This window comes from Nocardiopsis sp. NPDC055551, from assembly GCF_053619415.1.
In genome coordinates this window covers 73772-96396 of record NZ_JBSHJJ010000015.1, presented here as the reverse complement: position 1 = coordinate 96396, position 22625 = coordinate 73772, and the positions used below count along the sequence as shown (strand labels likewise).

Here is a 22625-nt window from a genome sequence, read left to right as displayed (position 1 = left end):
AGCGCGCACAAATTCCAATCTTCACGAAAGGTACAATTTGATCCTTCGGTCGCGTTCCTACTTCAGCTGGGGCGCTTCCGGCGCCTCGTGAGCCTCTCCCACCCGAGGTCTGGTCATCCACTACAACGGGCCCGCTACCCGTCTGGGCACCCACGCGGACTGCATCGCCTACTGGAAGCGGGTGCGCCGCGACCACATGAACTCCAACGGCTGGGCGGACTTGGGCTACAGCTGGGGAGCGTGTTGGCACGGCGAAGTGTTCACTGACCGCGGGCTCCCCCGGGCCCAGGCCGCGCAGGGGACCAACGCCGGAAACCAGCAGTGGTACTCGGTGACGCTGATGCTCGGCGGCAACGAGCAGCCCACCAAGGGGCACATCCAGGCCGTGCTCGACCTCCGTGCTTACCTCATGGCGCGTGGTGTCGGTGGGACGATTCGTGGTCACCGCGATTTCGTGGCCATCTCCTGCCCCGGAGAGGTGCTCTACCGGCTCGTGGCCGATGGCACCTTCGGCGCGAAGGGCAATGGCAACCCCAGTGCCGGTGGGGGTGGCGGGATGACCTCCGTGCGTTCCATTCGTTCCCAGCAGGCCGCCGTCAACAGCCTGGGCCACAACCCGAAGCTGGACATGGCCAGCCTGTGGGGGCCGCTCACCGAGGCCGGTGTGAAGTGGCTTCGTCCAAGGTCGGCGTCAGCGCGGACGGTCTGTGGGGTCCGGCCACCGAGGCCGCCTACAAGGCGGCTGGAGGCACCGCCCCCAGCGCTCCCCCACCGCAGTCCCGCTCTTCCCCCTCCCGAAGGGCTCCTTCTTCGGCCCCAAGGAGGGCCCGGCAAATTCGGTGAGCGGCACAGGCCCGCGAGCGCCTGACGGCGGCGGAGCCGTGGCAGGACCACGACCTGGTGTTCCGCACACGCATCGGCACCCCGCTGGACCGGCACAACGTCCTACGGGAGTTGCGCACGATCATGAGAAAGGCAGGACTCAACGACAAGGAGTGGACCGCACGCGAGCTGTGCCACACGTTCGTGTCGCTGCTGTCGGACCACGAGGTGAGCATCGAGGAGATCTCACTGCTGGTCGGTCACAACGCCACCGACACCACCGAACGCGTCTACCGCGAACAGCTGCGGCCGGTACGTCGGTCGGCGGATCGGGCGATGGACGAAATCCTCAACGACATGGGCTGATGCCTCACCCGACCCCGGTTCCACCCCACTTTTACCCCACCTGAGACGCAGAAAGAGGCCCACCATATGGTGGACCCCTCTATGACCTGCTACTTCTCTGTCGGGACGGCGGGATTTGAACCCACGACCCCTTGACCCCCAGTCAAGTGCGCTACCAAACTGCGCTACGTCCCGTCCGTCGGACCGACACCGTCTCCGGTGTGGCCAACGGAGACGACTCTATCGCATCCCCCGAGCCGTTCGCGCCATGGTTCCCTCCACCCCGCCTGCGCAAGATCGGTCAAGCGGCTCCAGGGGTCGAACGAAGATACTGGTCCCATGACCGACCCCACCACCGGACGCGACCGGCTGCGTGAACTGCTCGACGCCGTCCTGGCCGAGGACAACACCCGCCTGAGCGACATGGCCGGGCAGGCGCACGCCTCACCCTTCCACTTCAGCCGCACCTTCGCCCGGGACACCGGCGAACCACCCGTGGCGCTGCGCCGTCGGGTGCTGTTGGAACGGGCCGCCTGGCAGATCGGGCAGGGCAGCGGTGTCACCGACGCCGCCTTCGCCGCCGGATACGAGTCCGTCGAGGGGTTCACCCGCGCGTTCGCACGCGCGTTCGGCCACCCGCCCAGCGCCACCACGGCCGGCAGCGGCCGGTGGCTGGCCGCGCCCAACGGGGTCCACTTCCATCCGCCGTTCCATCTGTGGGTGGAGGAGAACCCGAAGGGACGACCCGACATGGACCTCACCGCCTTCCAGGTGCACCACGACGTCGACGACACGGCCCTGCTCATCGACCTGGCCGCCGAACTGTCCGAGGAGGAGTACCGGAAGGTGCGCTCCCCCGGGCGGACCGTCCTGAGCTGGGACGGTCCCGAGGAGTCGATCGCGCACAGCCTGGACCGTCTGGTGTGGTCCAAGGAGGTGTGGCTGGCCTCCATCGAAGGGGGCGACTTCCCCGAGCACGGGGAGGACGATCCGGCTTCGATGCGGGAACGGCACCGCGAGGCGGGGGCGCGGTGGATCGCCACCGTCGGTGACATCGGACGCCGGGGCGCCTGGGGCGACCGGCTGATCGACGCACTGTGCGACCCACCGGAGAGCTTCGTCATGGGCAGCGTGGTGGTGCACATGCTCACCTTCGCCGCGCACCGCAGGCAACTCGTACGGCACATGCTGCGCGAGGCGGGCATGGAGGTGGGCCACGGCGACCCCATCGAATGGCTACAGGACCACTACGGAGGAACGACATGACCAGGACCGTCTACGAGACCGCCACCAGCCTGGACGGGTTCATCGCCGACCAGGACAACTCCCTGGAGTGGCTGTTCGCGGTGGAGGGTGCTCAAGAGGGTGAGGCGATCGACTCCACCGCCGAGTTCATCAACGGCGCGGGCGCGATCCTCACCGGGGCGACCACCTACGAGTGGATCCTCCAGGAGCAGGGGGACAAGCCCTGGCCCTACAAGACACCCACCTGGGTGCTGACCCACCGCGACCTGCCCCGGGTCGAGGGCGACCTGCGGTTCCTGAGCGCCGACACCGACGACGAACTGCGCGCCCTGCACAAGGACATGGTCGAGACCGCCGACGGCAAGGACATCTGGGTGGTCGGCGGTGGACGCGTCGCCGCCGAACTGGCCCGGCTGGGCCTCCTCGACGAGGTTCGGGTGTCGATCGCCCCGATCAGCCTGGGCGGCGGCGCTCCCCTGCTGGACGGCCGGGTGCGGCTGCGGCCGCTGTCGGTCCGGCTCGCGGGCGCGTTCGCCTGTCTGAACTACGAGGTCGTCAAGGACTGACCGTCTACGACTCTGCCAGCAGTTCCGCGGCCCGGGCCACCTGATCCTCGTCCAGGACGGGAATCCCGTGTTCGCGCAGCAGGTGCGCGGTGACCCCCTCCCCCGGGACCTTGCGCCCGGAGAAGGTGCCATCGAACACCCGGTGGGAACCGCAGGAGGGGCTGGACTGCTTGAGCAGGGCCACGACCACACCCTGCGCCCGCGCGGTGGCCAGCGCCGCGCGGGCGCCGGAGACGAAGTGATCGGTCACGTCCACGCCGTCGGGGGTGAGGATGCGGGCGCGACCCGCGAGAACGTCGGCGGCGTCGGCACCCGGCTCGATCTCGGCCGGTGGCCGGGGCACGGGCAGACCACCGGCGATCTCGGGGCAGTGCACGACCAGACGCCCCTCGGCGCGCCAGCCTTCGACGGTGGCGTCGTCCACCGGTTTGGCCCGCCCGTCGAAGCGGACCTTGCGCCCCATCAGACAGGCGCTCACCAGCACTTTGCGCATACGGCCACGCTACCCGGACGCCGACACGACCACATCCCACGCTTTCGTCACCCACAGTGCTTACCTGGATCCTTCACGTGATCACTGGGAGGGGAAGACGTGAGCGAGACACCACCCGAGAGCGGTGCGGGCCCCAAGGACACCCGGGTATTGGAGACCGACCACCGCACCACCCGCAAGGCCGTCACCGCCGCGGCCATCGGCAACGCGACCGAATGGTACGACTTCGGTGTCTACAGCTACCTGGCCACCACGATCGGGCTGGTGTTCTACCCGTCCCAGTCGGGTGGCGTCCAACTGATCGCGACATTCACCACCTTCGCCGCGGCGTTCCTCGTCCGCCCCCTCGGTGGTCTGTTCTTCGGTCCACTCGGTGACAGGATCGGCCGTAAGCAGGTACTCGCCTTCACCATGCTGCTCATGGCGGTGAGCACGTTCGCGATCGGGCTCATCCCCTCGGCGGAGACGATCGGCGTCGCCGCCCCGATCCTGCTTCTGGTCGCGCGCATGTCACAGGGCTTCTCCACCGGCGGCGAGTACGGTGGCGCGACCACCTTCATCGCCGAATACTCGCCCGACAAGCGTCGCGGGTTCCTGGCCTCCTGGCTGGAGTTCGGCACGATCAGCGGCTACGTGGCCGGCGCCTCCATCGTCACGCTGATGACGATGGCCCTGGGCAGCGAAACCATGGTGGAGTGGGGGTGGCGTATCCCATTCCTGTTGGCGCTTCCGCTGGGTGGCATCGGCCTCTACCTGCGTCTCAAACTGGAGGACACCCCGATCTTCGAGGGCTCCTCGGAGGGCTTCGCCAAGGACTCCACCGGTGAACGTCGCAAGGGCCAACTCCGGGAGACCTTCGTCGACCAGTGGCGCGCCATGCTGCTGTGCATGGGCCTGATCCTGGTCTTCAACGTCAACAACTACATGGTGACGGCCTACCTGCCCACCTACCTGGAGACCGAACTCGACTACGGGGCCTCCGCGGCGCTGGCGATCACCCTGGGCGGCATGGTGTTCATCCTCGCCACGGTCGCCCTGGTCGGGCGTCTCAGCGATCGGGTGGGCCGCAGACCGGTGTTGTTCACCGGCAGCCTGCTCTCGATCGTGCTGTCCTTGCCGGCCTTCTGGCTGATGCAGCGCGGTGAGCTGTGGGCGGTCGCCCTGGGCGTGGTGGTCCTGGCGATCACCCTGGTGCACTTCTCCGGTGCGGCGCCCGGCACCCTGCCGGCGTTCTTCCCCACCAAGGTCCGCTATGGCGCGTTGGCCGTCAGCTTCAACGTCTCGGTGGCGTTGTTCGGTGGCACCACCCCGCTGCTCTCGGAGTCGCTGATCCAGGCCACCGGCAACCTCTACGCCCCGGCGTGGTTGCTCATGGCCGCCGGGGTGGTGGGCGTCCTGGTGGTGTGGCGGATGCGGGAGAGCGCCGGGCGACCGTTGCCGGGCGCGCCGGCCATCCCGGTGCCGCGTCCGCGCCAGAACGTGGAACCCGCGCCGAGGCCCCGCCCCGGCAACGTACGCCGCCTGCCCTAGGCGTCCCGTCCCTGACACACGAAGAGGGCTCCCCGTGATCGGGGAGCCCTCCGCACTCATACGCGAAACCCTAGCGGCGACCGCCGGACTTGCGGTCGGGGCGCACGCTGCCCTTGGAGGCGCGGCCCGGGGCCCCGCCCTTCTTCTCCCGGATGCGCATGCTGATGTGCACCGGGGTGCCCTGGAAACCGAAGTCCTCGCGCAGACGCCGCTCGATGAACCGGCGGTAGTTGTCCTCCAGGAACCCGGTCGTGAACAGGATGAAGTGCGGCGGACGCGATCCGGCCTGGGTCCCGAACAGGATCTTGGGCTGCCTGCCACCGCGCGCCGGCGGCGGGGTGGCCGCCACCAGGTCCTTGAGCCAGTTGTTGAGCTGACCGGTGGAGATGCGCTGGTTCCAGCCCGTCAGGCTGGTCTCGATCGCGGGAACCAACCGCTCCATGTGGCGGCCGGTGGCGGCGGAGATGTTCACCCGGGGCGCCCACGACACCCGCGCCAACTGCCGGTCGATCTCCTTCTCCAGGTAGGTCCGGCGCTCCTCGTCCAGGATGTCCCACTTGTTGAAGGCCAGGACCAGACCACGGCCGGCCTCGACGACCTGCTCGACCACGCGGATGTCCTGCTCGGCCAGCGGCTCGCTGACGTCGATCAGCACCACCGCCACCTCGGCCCGCTCCAGGGCGCTACCGGTGCGCATCGTCGCGTAGTAGTCCGCGCCCTGCAGCGCGCGGAACTTGCGACGGATACCGGCGGTGTCGATGAACTTCCAGGTCTGGCCGCCCAACTCGATGAGCTCGTCGACCGCGTCACGGGTGGTACCCGCCACGGAGTCCACGACCACGCGGTCCTCACCGGCCAGCCGGTTGAGCAGGCTGGACTTGCCGACGTTGGGCCGACCCACCAGGGCCACCCGGGACGGACCGCCCTCGCCATCGCCCTCGTCCTCGCCCCGGGGGGCCTCGGGGAAGGCCTCCACCACGGCGTCGAGCATGTCACCGGTTCCGCGACCGTGCAGTGCACTGATCGGGAAGGGCTCCCCCACCCCCAGGTTCCACAGGTTGAGGGCGTCGGACTCCTGCTGACCACCGTCGACCTTGTTCGCGGCCAGGACCACGGGACTCTTGGTGGCCCGCAGCACGCGGGTGACGGCCTCGTCGGCGTCGGTGATGCCGACCGTGGCGTCCACCACGAACAGGATCACGTCGGCGGTCTGCGCCGCGTACTCGGCCTGACGGGCGACCATCGCGGCCAGCCCGCTGACGCTGGTCTCCCAACCACCGGTGTCCACCAGGGTGAACCGGTGGTTCTGCCACTCGGCGTCGTAGGCGACCCGGTCACGGGTCACACCTGGAACGTCCTCGACCACGGCCTCACGGCGGCCGATGATCCGGTTCACCAGGCTGGACTTACCGACGTTGGGGCGACCGACCACCGCCACCACGGGCAGGGCCGACTCGGTTTCCTCGGTCTCGTATCCCACATCGGACACGTCGAACTCGCTCATTACCCACTACTCCCGGTTCGAGGTCCTCGCGCGCCCAGGATGCGTGCCGCGAGGATGCTGAGATTCCACGGGGAGACCCCCGTGGTGATGCCGGCGTTCGCCGGTGGTGCTATCCGACCTTGGCCTCGTCGGCCAGTTCGACCACCAGGGCCACGACCTCCTCCAGCGTCAGGCCGGTGGTGTCGAGCTCGGTGGCGTCGGCGGTCTGGGTCAGCGGCGAGTGGGCGCGACTGGAGTCGAGCTTGTCGCGGCGGGCCAGGTCGGCCTGGGTGGCGGCGACGTCGCCGGTCCGGACCTCCTTGCTGCGCCGCTGCGCGCGGGCCTCGGCGCTGGCGGTGATGAACAGCTTCACCGGAGCGTCGGGGGCCACCACCGTGGTGATGTCCCGGCCCTCGACCACGATGCCGGCGGACTCCGCCCTGGCGGCCTCGATGATCTCGCGCTGGGTGCGCACCAGCAGCGCACGCGCCTCGGGCACCGCCGAGACCGCGCTGACGTTGGTGGTGACGTCCTTGCCACGGATGTCGGTGGCCACGTCACGGCCGTCGACCGTAACGGTGGGCGCGTCCGGGTCGGTGCCCATGGAGATCATGGGACGCTCGACGTTGGCGGCCACCGCGGCGGCGTCGTTCACGTCCACCCCGTGGTGCAACATCCACCAGGTCAGGGCCCGGTACATGGCCCCGGTGTCGAGGTAGCGCAGCTCACGCACCCGGGCCACGCCCCTGGCCGTGCTCGACTTGCCCGACCCGGAGGGACCGTCGATGGCGATGACGATTCCGGTGTGCTGCGCGCTCACTACTGCTGACTCCCTCGGTCCACTCTTCGCCGACGCCCAAGACTACCTTCGCGCGACCCGCCCTCGGACCATGGAACGGAGCGGTCTCACACCCCCGGGTGGACCGACCATCCGTCGGCCGAAAGCGCCTCGGCGAGGACGTCCACCGCTTCCGGCAGCACGTACAACTCGGCCACGCCCAGCGGTAGTCCCGGACTGTGCTCGATGCGCACGTCCTCGATGTTGACCCCGGCGGTGGCGGCGGCCGCGAACAGGCGGCCCAACGAGCCGGGTTCGTCGGGGATCACCACGGGGATCACGGTGTACTCCGGACGACGGACCGAACCGTGCTTGCCGGGGATGCGGCCGTGCCCGGCACGGCCGCGCTCCAGCAGGTCCCGGACCGGTTCCGCCGTATGGTCCGCCAACGCCTCCGCGGCGGCGGCCAGGTCCGCGGCCACCTCGCTCAGCACCCGCGCCACCGGGGCGGCGTTGTGGGTGAGGATCTCCTCCCACATGCGCGGGTCGCCGCCGGCGATACGGGTGACGTCTCGCACCCCCTGACCGGCGAGCGCCAACGCGGTCGCGTCCCCGTCCAGCAACCGCGCGGCCACCGAGGAGGAGGCCACGTGCGGAACGTGCGAGACCAGTGCCACCGCCCGGTCGTGCGCGTCACCGTCCAGCACCAGCGGGTCCGCGCCGCAGAGCCGGGCCAGTTCGGTCACGGCCGCCACCGACCCCGGGTCGGCCTTCCCGGTGGGGCACAGCGCCCAGGATCGGCCCAGGAACAGGTCGGCGCGGGCCGCGCCTGGGCCCTGCTTCTCCCGACCTCCCATGGGATGCCCGGGCACGAACGTGGCCATGTCACAGCCCGCGCGTTCGGCCTCGCGCAGCACGCTCGCCTTCACGCTGGCCACGTCGGTGTACACCTGGGCCAGGCCGCGGTTCTGGGCCTCGCGCAGCACCGACGGAATGACGGCCGGAGGTGCGGCGATCACCGCCAGATCCGCCGGGGCGGTCTCGGTCGCCTCGTCCAGGGGTCGTCCTGCGCCCAGGTCACGGGCCAACCGGAGCGACGCCGCGTCGGGGTCGGACAACGTGACGTCGACACCACGCCCGCGCAGGGCCAACGCGATCGACGTGCCGATCAGACCGGTGCCGATCACCGTCACCCGACGCAGGTCGATTCGCCGATCCCCGGCCGTGCCGCTGCTCACTCGCCTGTCCCCCGACCTCGACTTCTTCCCCGAACCCCCAGGGTAGGGCCTCGTACCTACTGGGCGATGTCCAGACGCAACGCCTGGGCGCCGCGCAGGTACACGTGCTGGACCTCCGAGCGGGGACGGTCGGTCTCCACGTGCGCCATGAGCCGCACCACCCGGGGCAGGGCGTGCGGCACGGAGATCTCCGTGGCGCACATGAGCGGAACGTCGGAGAACCCGACCTTGCGCGCCGCCAACGCCGGGAACTCACTGGTCAGATCGGGGGTGGCGGTGAACACCACGCTGATCACGTCGTCGGTGGTGAGCCCGTTGCGCCGCATCACCTCCGAGACCAACTCGGCCGTGGCCTCCAGCACCTGCTCACGTTCGTCCGCGTCGACCTGTACCGCTCCACGGATGGCCCGTACCGCCACGTTCTTCCCGCCTCGTCCTCGTTTCCGCGCCGCCCGAAAAACGCGACGGCGGCCACCCCGGTTCGGGGTGGCCGCCGTCAACTGTATCGACAGCGCTCGGTTACAGCGCCGCCTGCTTGTACAGTTCGCCGACCTCACGCTGGCTGAGCGAGCGCATCGTGCCCAGCTTGAGGTTGTTCAGGTCGATCGGACCGACCTGGGTGCGGGCCAGGTCCGCGACCGGGTGGCCCACGGCCTCCATGAGACGACGCACGATGTGCTTGCGTCCCTCGTGCAGCCGGATCTCCACCATGGCCTGCTGGTCGTCGTTGTCGACCACGCGGAAGGAGTGGACCTTCACGGGCCCGTCCTCCAACTCCACGCCCTTCTCCAACTCGCGCACCACCCGGTGCGGCACCGGGCCGGACACCTTGGCCACATAGGTCTTGATGACCTTGTAGCGCGGGTGCGTGAGCCGGTTGGCGAGCTCACCGTCGTTGGTCAGCAGGATCAGACCCTCGGTCTCGGTGTCCAGGCGACCGACGTGGAAGATGCGCTCGGAGGTCTGACCGGCGTAGTCGGCCAGGGTCGGGCGCCCCTGCGGGTCCCACATGGTGCTGACCACGCCGCGGGGCTTGTTCAGCGCGAAGTAGAGCTTGTCCGGAGCGGTGACCACACGCATGCCGTCGACGCGGATCTCGGAGACCTCCGGGTCCACGCGCGCGCCGAACCTGCGGACGATCTCCCCGTCGACGCTGACGCGACCGGCGGCGATCATCTCCTCGCTGGCGCGACGGCTGGCGACACCGGCCGCGGCGAGTGCCTTCTGCAGGCGGATGCCACCGGGCACGTCGGTGTAGCCGTCACGGTCGTCGCCGTGATGGTCGTCGTCGCGCGGGTCGTAGTCGGCGCGCAGCGCGTTGAGGCGCTCGCGTGCCGCCTTGGACAGCTCGTTCTCGCTCTTGCCACCGGCGACCGGGGCCGGGCCGCGGTTGTCGCGGCGCGGACGCTCGTCGCGTCGGTTGTCACGGCCGCCGCCACCGCGTCGGTCGTCCCGACGCTCGAAGGAACGACCACCACGGTCGTCACGTCGATTGTCGCGACGGTCATCCCGTCGATCGTCACGTCGGTCGTCGCGACCGCGGAAACCACCGCGATCACGGTCCTCACGGCGCGGACGGTCGTCACGTCCCTGGGGACGACGGTCGTCACGGTCGTAACGGCCACCGCCACCACGTCGGTCGTCCCGACGCTCGAAGGAACGACCACCACGGTCATCCCGACGATCGTCACGTCGATTGTCGCGACGGTCGTCGCGTCCCTCGTCACGGCCACGGAACCCACCGCGATCACGGTCACGGTCCTCACGGCGCGGACGGTCGTCGCGCCCCTGGGGACGACGGTCGTCACGGTCGTAACGGCCACCGCCACCACGTCGATCATCGCGACGCTCGAAGGAACGACCACCACGATCATCCCGACGATCGTCACGGCCACGGGACCCGCCACGGTCACGGTCGTCCCGCTGGAAACGCCCGCCACCCTGGCGGTCGTCACGACGCTCGAAGGAACGACCACCACGGTCGTCACGTCGATTGTCGCGACGGTCATCCCGTCGATCGTCACGTCGGTCGTCGCGACCGCGGAAACCACCGCGGTCACGGTCACGGTCGTCACGCCGCGGACGGTCATCGCGCTCGAAGCGCCCGCCACCACGACGATCATCACGCCGGTCATCGCGCTGGAAACGTCCGCCACCTCGGCGGTCGTCTTGTCGCTGGGGGCGGTGGCCTCGGCCACCGCGGTCGTCATTGTCGCCGCGCTCACCGCGCGGGGCGTATCCGTCGCGCCGCTCACCGCGGGGACGTTCGTTGTCAGTTGTGCTCACCGGTGTCGTCAAGACCTTCGATGTCGTCGGGGAGGAACGGCGCCAGATCAGGCAGCTCGTCGAGGCCGCGCAGGCCCAACCGTTCCAGGAAATAGGAAGTGGTCCGATACAGCATCGCACCGGACTCGGGGTCGTGACCGGCCTCTTCGATCAGCCCCCTCAGTACGAGGGTACGCATGACTCCGTCGCAGTTGACCCCGCGTACAGCGGAGACCCTGCCACGGGAGACCGGTTGGCGGTAGGCGACCACCGCCATCGTCTCTAGTGCGGCCTGGGTCAGCCGCACTTCCTGCCCTTCCCTGAGGAAGTGCTCGACGATGTCGGCGCACTCGGGTCGCGTGTACACACGCCACCCCTCGGCCACCGCCCGTAGGTCGAAACCACGGCCCTGCTCGGTGTATTCCCGGGACAGGTCCTCCAGGGTGCGGGTGACCACGTCGAGGGGGACGTCCAGGGCTCGCGCCAGGTCGAACTCGGACACGGGCTGGTCGATGACCATCAGGACGGCTTCCAGGTCACGGCGCAGCGTGGGCGGCGCTTCCGCCCGATCGACCGCGTGTTCCATGGTCATGGTCACTCCCCCTCGTCATAGTCGCCGGCCACCTCGACCTCGCCTTCGCCACCGGTCCAGGTGACAAGAAGCTCGCCCAAGGGTTCGGGCTGGTCGAAGCCCACGTTGGAGGCCCGGTACAGCTCCAGCAACGCCAGGAAACGCGCGACGATCTCGAACGTACCGGTGCAGGCGACCGTCAGCTCCGCGAACGTGAGTCGTCCGTGCTCGCGCAGTTCCGCGACCATCAACTCGCCCTGTTCCTTGACCGAGGTCTTGGTCTGGTGGATGTGGGTGACGGGGACGCTCGGCGGTTCCTTGGGGGTGAAGACCAACCCGGCAAGGGCGGCGAACTCCTCGGGACCGAGTTTGAACAGCACGTCCGGTCGCATGCCGGCGAACCGTTCCTCCAACGGCACCGCGCGGGCGTAACGGCGTCCCTGGGAGGCCAGCCGCTCGCGCATGTAGGAGGCGACCTCCTTGTAGGCGCGGTACTGCAGCAGCCGGGCGAACAGCAGGTCGCGGGCCTCCAGCAGCGCCAGGTCGGCCTCGTCCTCCACGTCGCCGCGCGGCAGCAGCCGGGCCGCCTTCAGGTCCAGCAGGGTGGCCGCGACCAGCAGGAAGTTGCTGGCCTGGTCCAGGTCCCATTCGTCCCCGTGGGCACGGATGTGCGCGATGAACTCGTCGGTGACCTGGGACAGCGCCACCTCGGTGATGTCGAGCTTGTGTTTCGAGATAAGCCCGAGGAGCAGGTCGAAGGGCCCCTCGAAGTTGTCCAGGTGGACCTGGAAGGTGTTCTCGTCGACCTCGTCGACGTCCTCAGTCACCATGGCGGGTCCACGTCCTTTCGCACATGGAACAAGGGTGGCACCACCCGGGACCCTCCGGTGACGAGAACGGGCCCGGGTCGACCGCTCCCCCAGCGATCGCCCCGGGCCCCTCGTGTCAGTCCTCGCTCAGCCGACGGACCAACATGCTGCTCGATCCGTGCTCCTCGAAGTCGGCGAGCAGCACCGCCACCGCCTCACGGACGAGGCGGCCGCGGTCGGCCGACAGTCCGTGTTCGGCCCGCAGTGACAGCCTGGTCTGTTCCAGGGCCAGCAGTTCGGCTCCGGAGACGTAGACGGTGATCTTCTCGTCGTGACGCTGGCGCCCGCTGGGTTTGGGCGCCCGGCGGGCGCTCTTGGAGCCGCGCCCGGTCCTCTTGGACCTGCCGGCGTCATCGGATCCGTTGGCCTTGTGCGTGGTCCGCTTCGACGAGCCCTCGGCCGAGTCCTGTCGTGTCTGTTCCGGTACCTGGTGTCGGTGGTCGGTCTCCGGCTCTTCCGGTTCGGGACCGGAGGGGCGGAAGAACAACTCGTCCGCCCCGGGTAGCGTCACGCGCCGTGACCGCTGAGAGGCCACCTCGCCAGCACCTCCTTGGCCAGAGCCCGGTAGGCGTTGGCCCCGGCCGAGGACGAGTCGAACCTGGTGATGGGTTCGCCCGCCACGGTGGCGTCCGGGAAGCGCACGGTGCGGTTGATCACCGTGCCGTAGACCTTGTCGCCGAACCCGTCCACGATCGTGGACAGCACCTCGCGTGCGTGCAGGGTGCGCGGGTCGTACATGGTCCCGAGGAAACCGTCGATGACCAGTTCCTCGTTGAGTCGTTCCTGGACCTTCTGGATGGTGTCCATCAGCAGCGCCACACCGCGCAGCGCGAAGAACTCGCACTCCAACGGCACGATGACACCGTCGGCGGCGGTCAGCGCGTTGACGGTGAGCAGGCCCAGCGACGGCTGACAGTCGATCAGGATGACGTCGTAGTCGTTGATGACCGGACGCAGCGCGCGCCCCAACATCTGCTCGCGGGCCACCTCGCCGACCAGCTGCACCTCGGCGGCCGAGAGGTCGATGTTGCTCGGAATGAGGTCCAGGCCGTCGATGTCCGTCTTGAGCAGGACGTCCTCTACCGACACATCCCGCTGCATGAGCAGGTTGTAGACGGTCAGGTCCAGCTCACGCGGGTCCAGGCGGCCCAACCCCACCGACAGGGCGCCCTGCGGGTCGAAGTCGACCAGCAGCACCCGCCTGCCGTACTCGGCGATGGCGGCACCGAGGTTGATGGTGGTGGTGGTCTTACCGACCCCACCCTTCTGATTACACAGTGCTACAATCCGTGCCGGGCCGTGTTCGTCCAACGGCTCTGGCTCTGGATATGTGCGCACCGGTCTCTTGGTGTGCAGATCCGCCCCCGTGTTGCGTGTCGTCCCCCACGGGTTGTTCACCGGGTCGGCGAGGTCCCCCCCGCCGACGGGTGCGGTGTTCGCCGCCTCGTCGTACTCCGACCAGTTCACAACCCTTGACCTCCCCTACGGACCGGCCACGGCCCGATGGGACTCTTGACGTCTCCCACGACTGGCCGCCGTCGGAAACTCAATATGTCGACAGCAACGTACCTTCGTGCGGCGACTCTAGAACGGCGACACGGCGCACTTCAACATGATCAGATGAGTATTCGTCGCCGTGCGTACCGAGGGGGCCTGGCCGCACGTATCCTTCCTTCTCGTAGGAGAAGGGTACACACCAGACACCCTGTTCCGGCCCCGAACGACAAGCCTTCCGGCCCCACCTGCCAGGACCCCCCATCGCCGCCGGTGATCACCTTCGTGCCCTGGGGTGACTGGTGGCGTACACCTCCCGCAACCGTTCCACGGTCACGAGCGTGTACACCTGGGTGGTGGTGACCGAACTGTGCCCCAGCAACTCCTGCACCACCCGGATGTCGGCACCCCCGTCGAGCAGGTGCGTGGCGAAGGAATGGCGCAGGGTATGCGGGGAGATCCCCTCGACCCCGGCCCTCTCGGCCACCGCCGACAACAACGCCCACCCGCCCTGCCGGGTCAACCGGCCCCCGCGCGCGTTGACGAACAGCGCCGGCCCACCGCGGCCGGAAGCGGCCAGTGTCGGCCGTGCCCTGGTCAGGTACCCGCCCAGGGCGCGGCGGGCGTGCGAGCCGAGCGGCACCAGACGTTCGCGTCCGCCCTTGCCGCGGAACCGCACCAGACCGACCTGTGAGCTCTCCCTCACCGCCTCGGCCACGTCGTCCACGTCGAGCCCCACCGCCTCCGAGATCCGCGCGCCGGTGCCGTAGAGCAACTCCAACAGGGCCCGATCGCGCAGGGCCAACAGGTCGGCTCGCGCGTCGGAGGCGGGGGCGTCCTCGGGGCCGGCCGCGGCCAACAACCGCTCGACCGCGTCCAAGGGGATCGCCTTGGGCAGACGCATGGGCGAGGCGGGCGGTGCCACCTCCGCGGCCGGGTCGGTGATCGCCCACCCCTCGCGCACCGCGAACCGGTGCAGCCCGCGCACCGCGGCCAACGTGCGACCGACCGAGGCCGGCCCCAGGGGGGCGTGATCCTCGTCGCCCTCGCGCAGTGCCGTGAGGAAGGAGCCCACCCGTCCCGTGGTCACCCCGCCCGGTTCCGTCACACCGAGGGCGTTCAGGTACTCCACGTACCGGCCCAGGTCACGCCGGTACGCGGACAGGGTGTTGACGGACAGCGCCCGCTCGGCGCTCAGATGGTCCAGGAAGGCGGCGCGGGCCCGTTCCAGCGGCCCACGCTCCGGTTCCCCCTCCACGGCTCAGTGGTCGCCGGCCACGGGCAGCGACGCGAATCCGTCGGCCGCCGCGGCGTGCGCCGCCAGGATCCCGATGACCGTCGCGCCGTTGTGCAGTCGGCCGCGGAGCACGGCGCGCACCGCCTCCTCCAGCGGCAACCATTCGGCGGCCAGATCGGTCTCCTCGTGTTCGCGTACGAAGTCGATCTCCTCCTCGGGCACCTCGGACAGGTCCCGGGCGAGGAAGAGGTGGATGCGTTCGTTGGAGAACCCGGTGCTGGGGAAGAAGTCGGGCAGCTTGTGCCAGGTGGCGGCGCGCAGCCCCGCCTCCTCCACCAACTCCCGGCGGGCGGTGGCCAACGGGCCCTCCCCCTCGACGTCCAGCACACCGGCGGGCAGCTCCCACAGGGTGTGTCCGACGGCGTGCCGGTACTGGCGCTGCAACAGCACCCGACCACGCTCGTCCAGGGCCAGGATCGCCGCCGCGCCCGGGTGGTCCATGTAGTCACGGGCCGCCACGGTACGTCCCTCGCCGTTGGCGCCGGGCATCTCCACCCAGTCCGTGCGCATCGCGCACTTGGCCCCGCGGAACCGCTCCTCGGAGCGTTCCACCGGCCACGACTCGGGGGCGTCCGCGACCCTCGCGTACGCCCCCGTCGTCTCTTCTGCGACCCGGTCGGTCATTCGGCCCCTCTCACTCGGGCCCCGCCGACCGTCGCCTAGGACTCCTTGTGCTCCAGCGCGGCGGAGATCAGCCCGCTGAAGAGCGGGTTGGCGTTGGTCGGGCGGGACCGCAGCTCCGGGTGCGCCTGCGTCGCGATGAAGAACGGGTGGACGTCCCGGGGCAGCTCCACGTACTCCACCAGCTTGCCATCAGGGGAGAGTCCGGAGAACACCAGGCCCGCCTCCTCCAGCTTCTCGCGGTAGGCGTTGTTGACCTCGAACCGGTGGCGGTGACGCTCGGAGACCTGCGCCCGACCGTCGTACAGGTCACGGACCAGGGTGCCCTCACCCAGGTCGGCCGGGTACAGGCCGAGCCGCATCGTGCCGCCCATGTCGCGGTCGCCGGCGACCACGTCCTCCTGGTCCGCCATGGTGGCGATGACCGGGTCGACGGCCTTGTCGTCGAACTCCAGGCTGTTGGCGCCCTCCAGGCCGAGCACGTTGCGGGCGTACTCGATGACCATGCCCTGCAGACCCAGGCAGATGCCCAGCAGCGGGATCCCGTTCTCACGGGCGTAGCGGATGGCGCCGAGCTTGCCCTCGATGCCGCGAACGCCGAACCCACCGGGGATGAGGATGCCGTCGGCGCCGTCGAGCTCGGCGGCCGCACCCGAGGGGCTGGCGCAGTTGTCGCTGGCGACCCAGCGAAGGTTCACCCGGGTGTCCGTGGCGAAACCACCGGCGCGCAGCGCCTCGCTGACCGACAGGTAGGCGTCGGGCAGGTCGATGTACTTGCCGACCATGGCGATGGTGACCTCGTGGTCGGGCTGGTGCACGCGACGCAGCAGCTCGTCCCACTCGGTCCAGTCCACGTCCCGGAAGGGCATGCCCAGGCGGCGGACGACGTAGGCGTCCAGGCCCTCGCGGTGCAGCACCTTGGGGATGTCGTAGATGGAGGGCGCGTCGGGGGTGGAGACCACGCCGGCCTCGTCCACGTCGCACATGAGGCTGATCTTGGACTTGAGGCTCTGGGTGATGGGCCGGTCCGAGCGGCACACGATGGCGTCGGGCTGGATTCCGATGCTGCGCAGGGCCGCGACCGAGTGCTGGGTCGGCTTGGTCTTCATCTCGCCGGCGGGGCCGAGGAACGGGATGAGGGACACGTGCAGGAAGAAGCAGTTCTCCCGGCCGATCTCGTGGCGGATCTGGCGGACCGACTCCAGGAAGGGCTGCGACTCGATGTCGCCGACCGTGCCGCCGATCTCGGTGATGACGATGTCGACGTCGGGGTGGTCCATCGCGTAGATGCGCGACTTGATCTCGTTGGTGATGTGCGGGATGACCTGCACGGTGTCACCGAGGTAGGCGCCCTGTCGCTCCTTGGCGATGACGCTGGAGTAGATCTGACCGGTGGTGACGTTGGCGGACGCGGACAGCTCCACGTCCAGGAAACGCTCGTAGTGGCCCACGTCCAGGTCGGTCTCGGCACCGTCGTCGGTGACGAAGACCTCGCCGTGCTGGAAGGGGTTCATCGTGCCGGGGTCGACGTTGAGGTAGGGGTCCAGCTTCTGCATGGTGACCCGCAGACCTCGCGACTTCAGGAGTCGACCCAGGCTGGAGGCGGTGAGGCCCTTGCCAAGACTGGAGGCGACGCCGCCAGTAACGAAAAGGTGCTTGGTACTCGCGGCGGATGCCAAAGTGTTGCTCCCGTGGTGTGAGTGGCTACGGCGGGCTCGCAAGAGCCGAGCGACCGTGCGGCGGTCCGGGTCCGAGCGGCGGCCATGCCGTTTCAGCACGTCGGACTCCACGGGGCACCAGGATAACAGGCCCCCCGTTCGCCCACACCGGGCCAACTGTTCCCACCCTCGTTCTGTTCCCCGACACCACCCGAAAGCCCACTCACAATGACCACCACGTCGGCGTTTTCGCGTGTCATCACCGTTGGTGTGGTGGCGAAGGCAACACCGCTCAGGCGGGGAAGTTCCCGGCGCGACCCAGGTAGGCGGGCGGGGACTTGGCGAGCCGCTCCCCCATCCAGTCGCCCAGGGCCGCGGCCTCCGACAAACTCACACCGGTGCGCAGGCCGCTGCGGTGCAGCAGGTAGAGCAGGTCCTCGGTGCCGATGTTCCCGGTGGCGGCGGGGGCGAAGGGGCACCCGCCGAACCCGCCGAGGCTGGAGTCGAGTACCCGCACGCCCTCCTCCACGGCGGCCAACGCGTTGGCGTAGCCGGTGTTACGGGTGTTGTGGAAGTGACAGCGCAGGGTCCGCCCGGGCGCGGCCTCGGCGGTCAGCCGCAGCAGTTCACGGACCTGGGAGGGCACACCCACGCCGATGGTGTCGGCCAATGCGATCTCCACCGCGCTCGTCTCGGCGATCCGGCGCACCACCCGGGCGACCCGTTCGGGGGCGACCTCGCCGTCGAAGGGACAGCCGAAGGCGGTGGAGACGGTGACGCTCAACGGCACACCGGTGCCCTGGAGGGCCTTGTCCATGTCGACCAAGGCGTCGAGCATCTCCTCGACCGTGCTCCCCTGGTTGCGGACGCTGAACCCGTCGGTGGCCGGCACCGCGACGTTGACCTCCGACACCCCGGCGGCCAGGGCCCGGTCCAGGCCGCGGCGGTTGAGCGCCAGTCCGATGAAGGAGACCCCCGGATCCCGCCGGACCCCGGCCATGATCTCCTCGGCCCCGGCCATCTGCGGTACCCGCTTGGGGTTGACGAAGCTGACGGCCTCGATCCGCCGCACCCCGGCGGCGACCGCCCGGTCGATCAGTTCGATCCGATCCTCGACCGACAGCACGGTGGACTCGTTCTGCAGGCCGTCACGCGGTCCCACCTCGACGATCTCCACGTGCTCGCCGCCCTCGGCCCCACGGTCGTTCGTGGTCATCAGGTCCACCTCTCACGCTCCGTCGCGTCTCGCGCCCCCAGGTTAGGGGAGGGCGAGGGTGACCCCCATCACCGGGGGTCGGAGTGCGACCCTCGCCTCTGGTCAGCGCAGGGCGAGGGCGGGACGGACCTCCCACGTGGTCCACACCGGCCGGTAGCCCATGCGGTGCCAGAACGGCCCCGACAGCGGGTTCATCGCGGCGTAGTTGAGCACCGACACACCCACTCCGTGGCTGTCCAGCGCCTGGTGGGCCTGGCTGACCAGGGCGGTGCCGATCCCGTGACCGCGCTCGGCGGCGGTCACCACCCCGTAGCCGATGTGGGCGATCGGGCGGGCCCGCACCAGGGACTTGGCCCATCGGGAGCGTTCGGGCGGGGAGACCCACAACAGGCCCACGGCACGGCCGCGGCGTTCGGCCAACCAGATCCACGAACGGGATCGGTTCAGCGCCCGGGCGGCCACCTTGCGGGTCTGCTCGGCGGTGTCGGGCTGCAGGAAGACCCCGCCGAAGTGCTGTTCGTAGCGGTGCTCCTCCATCAGCAGGCCGACCACCTGGGTCAGGTCACTGATGTCGGCGAGCCGGATGGCCACGTCGCGTGGGGGCAGCGATGGCGGCACCCCGCGTCGGCGTTGGCGCGCCGCGAGCACGGTGTAGGGCTGTAGGCCGTGGCGTTGCAGCGGGATGATCCCGGTGACGTCACGGGCGGGCCAGCTGACCAGGGCCGCCGACTCCGAACCGGTGCCGGAGGGCAGGTCCTCCAGTTGGTCGCGCCAGCTGGTGAGCAGTGAGTCCAGGGCACGGGCCGGTTCGGGGCCACCGACGATGGGGGTGAGCCAGTGCTGGTCGGGCACGCCCCAGATCCGGCCGACCTCGCCGGGTTGGTACCAGGTGTAGTGCATGCTGCCCGCGGCGACGGGGAGGCCGTCCTCGTCGCTGACGGTCAGGAGCGGGTAGGAATCGGGGGCGAAACCCACGGGTTCGGGTAGCAGGGGGTCGGCCTCCGCCCAGCGTTGGGCGGCCGAACGCACCAACGGGTCGAGTCCGACGTCGCCCCCGGGCGACTCATCATGTCGCACCCGTGCGACATAACCGCTCATCCACCCCTCCCATAGCGGGTTCTTCCCAAGTGAACACCCTCGGTTCTGGCGCGGACCGAGCCGCGGTCGCCCTCACACCACGGCGCGGACATAACGGTGTCTGAGGGACCAGAACGACCGTACCGCCTCATCGCGGTACCGGCACACGGAATCGGAGAATCGGGCGGTGGTCCGGCATCATCTCCCGTACCGCGCGGAAGGACGGGCTCTACGGTAACGGATCTCGGATCACTCTCGGGTGGCGGGTCGGTGTATCGATAGACACGAAGTCGCCCGCGTGACGGGCGATCCCGCCGAAGGTCAGCCCTCGTCGTCGCCCGCCGCGTTGACGGTGGTGTTGCGCCCCTGGTTGATCACCTCGGGATCACCCTCGGCGAAGGTGATCTCGTTGTCCACGCCCACCAGGACGATCTTCTCGGCGCTGCCGACATCGACGACCGACCCCCGGCCGGTGGCGCGCACCACCCCGCAGTCGCCGGCGAGGACGACGGTGGCGCGGTCCGCGGAGACCACGACCTCCCGTTCCTCGCAGTCCTCGCGCACGTCGGTCCCGTCGTCGACCACGAGGATCACCTCGTCGTCGATGACGTTGCCCTCGGGCTCGCTCGTGGTCTCCTGCCCCTGCCCGGCCTCGGGTGAGGGGGCGCTCTCCTCGGGGGCCGCCCTGCCCATGTCGCACCCGGCCAGCAAGGAGCCGAGCAGGACCGCGCCCCCCATACCTTTGAGCACCCGACCGAGCATGGAACTCTCCCACCAGAAAACGGCAATCACGACATACCTCTTGGATAAAACCCAAGACTATGTCACGCGAAGGTAACTACGCGACCTAAGCGTTCTGTGATCGTTTCCGATTCGATACATTCCGATCGGGATCATCGGGGCACCCGAGGTTGTCACTTCACCCCGGCGGCGTCCATGCCACGAAGCTCACGCTTCAACTCACCGATCTCGTCGCGCAACCTCGCCGCCAACTCGAAGTGAAGATCCGTGGCGGCCTGGTGCATCTGCTCACCGAGCTGCTCGATGAGACCGGCCAGCTCGGCCCGCGGCATGTTGGCCACGTCCGCCTTCTCACCCAACGCCGGCACCGGGGCCTTCACGGACTTGCCCCCCTGCCGATAGCCGGTCGCCATGAGCTCCTCGGTGTCCACGTCCTCGCGGTTGAGGGTGTCGAGGATGTCGGCGATCTGCTTGCGCAACGGGGTCGGGTCGATGCCGTGCTCGGCGTTGTAGGCCAACTGCTTGTCCCGGCGCCGATTGGTCTCCTCGATGGCGGCGCGCATGGAGTCGGTCACGTGGTCGGCGTACATGTGCACCTGACCGGCCACGTTACGGGCCGCACGACCGATGGTCTGGATCAGCGAGGTCTCCGAACGCAGGAAACCCTCCTTGTCCGCGTCCAGGATCGCCACCAGCGACACCTCGGGCAGGTCCAGGCCCTCACGCAGCAGGTTGATGCCGACCAGCACGTCGAACTCACCCACCCGCAGCTCGCGCAGCAGCTCCACGCGCCGCAGCGTATCCACCTCGCTGTGCAGGTACCGGACCCGAATACCCATCTCCGCGAAGTAGTCGGTGAGGTCCTCGGCCATCTTCTTGGTCAAGGTGGTCACCAACACCCGCTCGGAGCGCTCGGCCCTCTCCCGGATCTCGTGCACCAGGTCGTCGATCTGACCCTCGGTCTCCTTGACCAACACCTCGGGGTCCACCAGACCGGTCGGGCGGATCACCTGCTCTACCACCTCGCCGCCGCCCTGGCGGAGCTCGTACTTGCCCGGCGTCGCCGACAGGTACACCGACTGGTCGATCCGCTCGGTGAACTCCTCCCACTTCAACGGCCGGTTGTCCATCGCCGAGGGCAACCGGAACCCGTGGTCCACCAGGGTGCGCTTGCGCGCCGCGTCCCCCTCGTACATCGCGCCGATCTGCGGAACCGTCACGTGCGACTCGTCCAGGACCAGCAGGAAGTCCTCGGGGAAGTAGTCCAGCAACGTGTTGGGGGCGCTGCCCGGAGCACGGTCGTCGAAGTGCCGCGAGTAGTTCTCGATCCCCGAGCAGGTGCCCAGCTGACGCATCATCTCCAGGTCGTGGGTGGTGCGCATCCGCAGCCGCTGCGCCTCCAGCAGCTTGCCCTGCCCCTCCAGTTCGGTGAGCCGTTCCCCCAGCTCCGCCTCGATCGTGGCGATGGCGCGCTCGGTGCGCTCCTCACCGGCCACGTAGTGCGACGCGGGGAAGATGAACATCTCCTCGCTCTCCCCCAGCACCTCCCCGGTGAGCGGGTGCAGCGTCATCAGCCGTTCGACCTCGTCACCGAACATCTCGATGCGGATCGCCAGCTCCTCGTAGACCGGGATGATCTCGATGGTGTCCCCGCGCACCCGGAACGTGCCACGGGTGAAGGCGGTGTCGTTGCGCGAGTACTGCATCTCCACCAACCGGCGCAACAGGTCGTCCCGGTCGACCTCCATGCCCACGGCCAACCGGGCCATCCGGTCCACGTACTCCTGTGGCGTGCCCAGACCGTAGATGCACGACACCGACGCCACCACGATGGTGTCGCGCCGGGTGAGCAGCGAGTTGGTCGCCGAATGCCGCAGACGCTCCACCTCGTCGTTGATCGACGAGTCCTTCTCGATGTAGGTGTCGCTCTGGGGGACGTAGGCCTCGGGTTGGTAGTAGTCGTAGTACGAGACGAAGTACTCGATCGCGTTATTGGGCATCATCTGCCGCAACTCGTTGGCGAACTGCGCGGCCAGGGTCTTGTTCGGCTGCATCACCAGCGTGGGCCGCTGCAGCCGCTCCACCGTCCACGCCACCGTGGCCGTCTTACCGGTACCGGTCGCGCCCAACAGCACCGTGTGCTCGCGCCCGTCCCGCACCCGTTCACTGATCTCCTCGATCGCGCGCGGCTGGTCGCCCGCGGGGGTCATCTCCGAGACGACCTCGAACGGGGCCTCACTGCGTTTGATGTCGCTGACCGGTCTCACTAGCCCTCAAATCTCCCGTCGAACCGTCCCCTCATCCCAACGCTACAGA

23 protein-coding genes and 1 tRNA gene are annotated in these 22625 nt (G+C 69.1%); 5 read left to right on the top strand and 19 right to left on the bottom strand.

Annotated features, from left to right (window positions below; all coding sequences use genetic code 11):
• The first annotated feature begins 256 nt into the window (after positions 1-256).
• Both ACWGSK_RS24635 and ACWGSK_RS24630 read left to right on the top strand, forming a co-directional pair.
• Positions 257-868 (top strand): peptidoglycan recognition protein family protein, encoded by a 612-nt coding sequence (locus ACWGSK_RS24635; protein WP_452456868.1) that lies wholly within the window; start codon positions 257-259, stop codon positions 866-868.
• Positions 865-1188, top strand: a complete 324-nt coding sequence (locus ACWGSK_RS24630) for a tyrosine-type recombinase/integrase (RefSeq protein WP_452456927.1) — start codon at positions 865-867, stop codon at positions 1186-1188. The genes ACWGSK_RS24635 and ACWGSK_RS24630 overlap by 4 nt, the downstream gene beginning before the upstream one ends.
• A 100-nt stretch (positions 1189-1288) precedes the next feature.
• Here the strand turns inward: ACWGSK_RS24630 and ACWGSK_RS24625 are convergent.
• Positions 1289-1362, bottom strand: a tRNA-Pro gene (locus ACWGSK_RS24625).
• 144 nt (positions 1363-1506) lie between these two features.
• Between ACWGSK_RS24625 and ACWGSK_RS24620 the strand changes: the two genes are divergently transcribed.
• Together ACWGSK_RS24620 and ACWGSK_RS24615 are read left to right on the top strand one after the other, a co-directional pair.
• Positions 1507-2433, top strand: a complete 927-nt coding sequence (locus ACWGSK_RS24620; RefSeq protein WP_358513673.1) for a helix-turn-helix domain-containing protein — start codon at positions 1507-1509, stop codon at positions 2431-2433.
• Entirely contained in the window at positions 2430-2978 is a 549-nt protein-coding gene (locus ACWGSK_RS24615) for a dihydrofolate reductase family protein (protein ID WP_452456867.1), read from the top strand. The genes ACWGSK_RS24620 and ACWGSK_RS24615 overlap by 4 nt, the downstream gene beginning before the upstream one ends.
• Before the next feature lie 4 nt (positions 2979-2982).
• Here ACWGSK_RS24615 and ACWGSK_RS24610 read toward each other — a convergent pair whose 3' ends face one another.
• Positions 2983-3471, bottom strand: a complete 489-nt coding sequence (locus ACWGSK_RS24610; RefSeq protein WP_358513669.1) for a DUF523 domain-containing protein — start codon at positions 3469-3471, stop codon at positions 2983-2985.
• A 99-nt stretch (positions 3472-3570) separates the two neighbouring features.
• On the opposite strand from ACWGSK_RS24610, the gene ACWGSK_RS24605 reads away from it, so the two are divergent.
• Positions 3571-5001: an MFS transporter gene (locus ACWGSK_RS24605; protein WP_358513667.1), complete on the top strand. Its 1431-nt coding sequence runs from the start codon at positions 3571-3573 to the stop codon at positions 4999-5001.
• Positions 5002-5071: 70 nt separating this feature from the next.
• Here the strand turns inward: ACWGSK_RS24605 and der are convergent, their stop codons facing one another.
• From der to uvrB, 17 genes are all read right to left on the bottom strand, one after another.
• Positions 5072-6505, bottom strand: coding sequence for a ribosome biogenesis GTPase Der (gene der, locus ACWGSK_RS24600; protein WP_358513665.1), 1434 nt, complete (start codon positions 6503-6505; stop codon positions 5072-5074).
• A gap of 109 nt (positions 6506-6614) precedes the next feature.
• Positions 6615-7304: a (d)CMP kinase gene (gene cmk / locus ACWGSK_RS24595; protein WP_358513663.1), complete on the bottom strand. Its 690-nt coding sequence runs from the start codon at positions 7302-7304 to the stop codon at positions 6615-6617.
• Between the two features lie 86 nt (positions 7305-7390).
• Entirely contained in the window at positions 7391-8500 is a 1110-nt protein-coding gene (locus tag ACWGSK_RS24590) for a prephenate dehydrogenase (protein WP_358513661.1), read from the bottom strand.
• A 56-nt stretch (positions 8501-8556) separates the two neighbouring features.
• On the bottom strand, positions 8557-8919 hold the full coding sequence (gene aroH, locus ACWGSK_RS24585; RefSeq protein ID WP_067603118.1) for a chorismate mutase: 363 nt from the start codon (positions 8917-8919) through the stop codon (positions 8557-8559).
• A 100-nt stretch (positions 8920-9019) separates the two neighbouring features.
• On the bottom strand, positions 9020-9748 hold the full coding sequence (locus tag ACWGSK_RS24580) for a pseudouridine synthase (protein WP_452456866.1): 729 nt from the start codon (positions 9746-9748) through the stop codon (positions 9020-9022).
• Positions 9673-10755, bottom strand: a complete 1083-nt coding sequence (locus ACWGSK_RS24575) for a hypothetical protein (RefSeq protein ID WP_452456865.1) — start codon at positions 10753-10755, stop codon at positions 9673-9675. The genes ACWGSK_RS24580 and ACWGSK_RS24575 overlap by 76 nt, the downstream gene beginning before the upstream one ends.
• A gap of 17 nt (positions 10756-10772) precedes the next feature.
• The gene (scpB, locus tag ACWGSK_RS24570; RefSeq protein WP_452456864.1) at positions 10773-11357 is read right to left on the bottom strand and encodes an SMC-Scp complex subunit ScpB; all 585 of its coding nucleotides are present in this window, start codon (positions 11355-11357) and stop codon (positions 10773-10775) included.
• Positions 11358-11359: 2 nt separating this feature from the next.
• Positions 11360-12166 carry a segregation and condensation protein A gene (locus ACWGSK_RS24565; RefSeq protein ID WP_358513655.1) on the bottom strand — a complete coding sequence of 269 codons (807 nt, stop codon included), beginning with the start codon at positions 12164-12166 and terminating at the stop codon, positions 11360-11362.
• Between the two features lie 115 nt (positions 12167-12281).
• Complete coding sequence (locus ACWGSK_RS24560; RefSeq protein WP_358513653.1) at positions 12282-12716, bottom strand: hypothetical protein; 435 nt, start codon at positions 12714-12716, stop codon at positions 12282-12284.
• Complete coding sequence (locus ACWGSK_RS24555) at positions 12713-13672, bottom strand: ParA family protein (RefSeq protein ID WP_067603062.1); 960 nt, start codon at positions 13670-13672, stop codon at positions 12713-12715. The genes ACWGSK_RS24560 and ACWGSK_RS24555 overlap by 4 nt, the downstream gene beginning before the upstream one ends.
• Before the next feature lie 304 nt (positions 13673-13976).
• Positions 13977-14957, bottom strand: coding sequence for a site-specific tyrosine recombinase XerD (locus ACWGSK_RS24550; protein ID WP_452456863.1), 981 nt, complete (start codon positions 14955-14957; stop codon positions 13977-13979).
• Between the two features lie 3 nt (positions 14958-14960).
• A complete protein-coding gene (locus tag ACWGSK_RS24545) occupies positions 14961-15620 on the bottom strand; it encodes an NUDIX hydrolase (protein ID WP_358513649.1) in 660 nt (219 codons plus the stop codon).
• Positions 15621-15655: 35 nt separating this feature from the next.
• Positions 15656-17296 (bottom strand): CTP synthase, encoded by a 1641-nt coding sequence (locus ACWGSK_RS24540; RefSeq protein ID WP_358513647.1) that lies wholly within the window; start codon positions 17294-17296, stop codon positions 15656-15658.
• 271 nt (positions 17297-17567) lie between these two features.
• Positions 17568-18491: a hydroxymethylglutaryl-CoA lyase gene (locus ACWGSK_RS24535; RefSeq protein WP_452456862.1), complete on the bottom strand. Its 924-nt coding sequence runs from the start codon at positions 18489-18491 to the stop codon at positions 17568-17570.
• Between the two features lie 102 nt (positions 18492-18593).
• Complete coding sequence (locus ACWGSK_RS24530; protein ID WP_452456861.1) at positions 18594-19589, bottom strand: GNAT family N-acetyltransferase; 996 nt, start codon at positions 19587-19589, stop codon at positions 18594-18596.
• 300 nt (positions 19590-19889) lie between these two features.
• A complete protein-coding gene (locus ACWGSK_RS24525) occupies positions 19890-20330 on the bottom strand; it encodes a DUF3060 domain-containing protein (RefSeq protein WP_452456926.1) in 441 nt (146 codons plus the stop codon).
• Positions 20331-20482: 152 nt separating this feature from the next.
• Positions 20483-22576, bottom strand: a complete 2094-nt coding sequence (gene uvrB, locus ACWGSK_RS24520) for an excinuclease ABC subunit UvrB (protein WP_452456860.1) — start codon at positions 22574-22576, stop codon at positions 20483-20485.
• Positions 22577-22625 lie beyond the last annotated feature (49 nt).

Coding starts and splice junctions, on each gene's coding strand:
- ACWGSK_RS24615 (WP_452456867.1), top strand. CDS start 2,430: ATGACCAGGACCGTCTACGAGACCGCCACCAGCCTGGACGGGTTCATC.
- ACWGSK_RS24545 (WP_358513649.1), bottom strand. CDS start 15,620: ATGACCGACCGGGTCGCAGAAGAGACGACGGGGGCGTACGCGAGGGTC.
- ACWGSK_RS24535 (WP_452456862.1), bottom strand. CDS start 18,491: ATGACCACGAACGACCGTGGGGCCGAGGGCGGCGAGCACGTGGAGATC.
- der (WP_358513665.1), bottom strand. CDS start 6,505: ATGAGCGAGTTCGACGTGTCCGATGTGGGATACGAGACCGAGGAAACC.
- ACWGSK_RS24530 (WP_452456861.1), bottom strand. CDS start 19,589: ATGAGCGGTTATGTCGCACGGGTGCGACATGATGAGTCGCCCGGGGGC.
- ACWGSK_RS24610 (WP_358513669.1), bottom strand. CDS start 3,471: ATGCGCAAAGTGCTGGTGAGCGCCTGTCTGATGGGGCGCAAGGTCCGC.
- ACWGSK_RS24620 (WP_358513673.1), top strand. CDS start 1,507: ATGACCGACCCCACCACCGGACGCGACCGGCTGCGTGAACTGCTCGAC.
- ACWGSK_RS24525 (WP_452456926.1), bottom strand. CDS start 20,330: ATGCTCGGTCGGGTGCTCAAAGGTATGGGGGGCGCGGTCCTGCTCGGC.
- ACWGSK_RS24565 (WP_358513655.1), bottom strand. CDS start 12,166: ATGGTGACTGAGGACGTCGACGAGGTCGACGAGAACACCTTCCAGGTC.
- scpB (WP_452456864.1), bottom strand. CDS start 11,357: ATGACCATGGAACACGCGGTCGATCGGGCGGAAGCGCCGCCCACGCTG.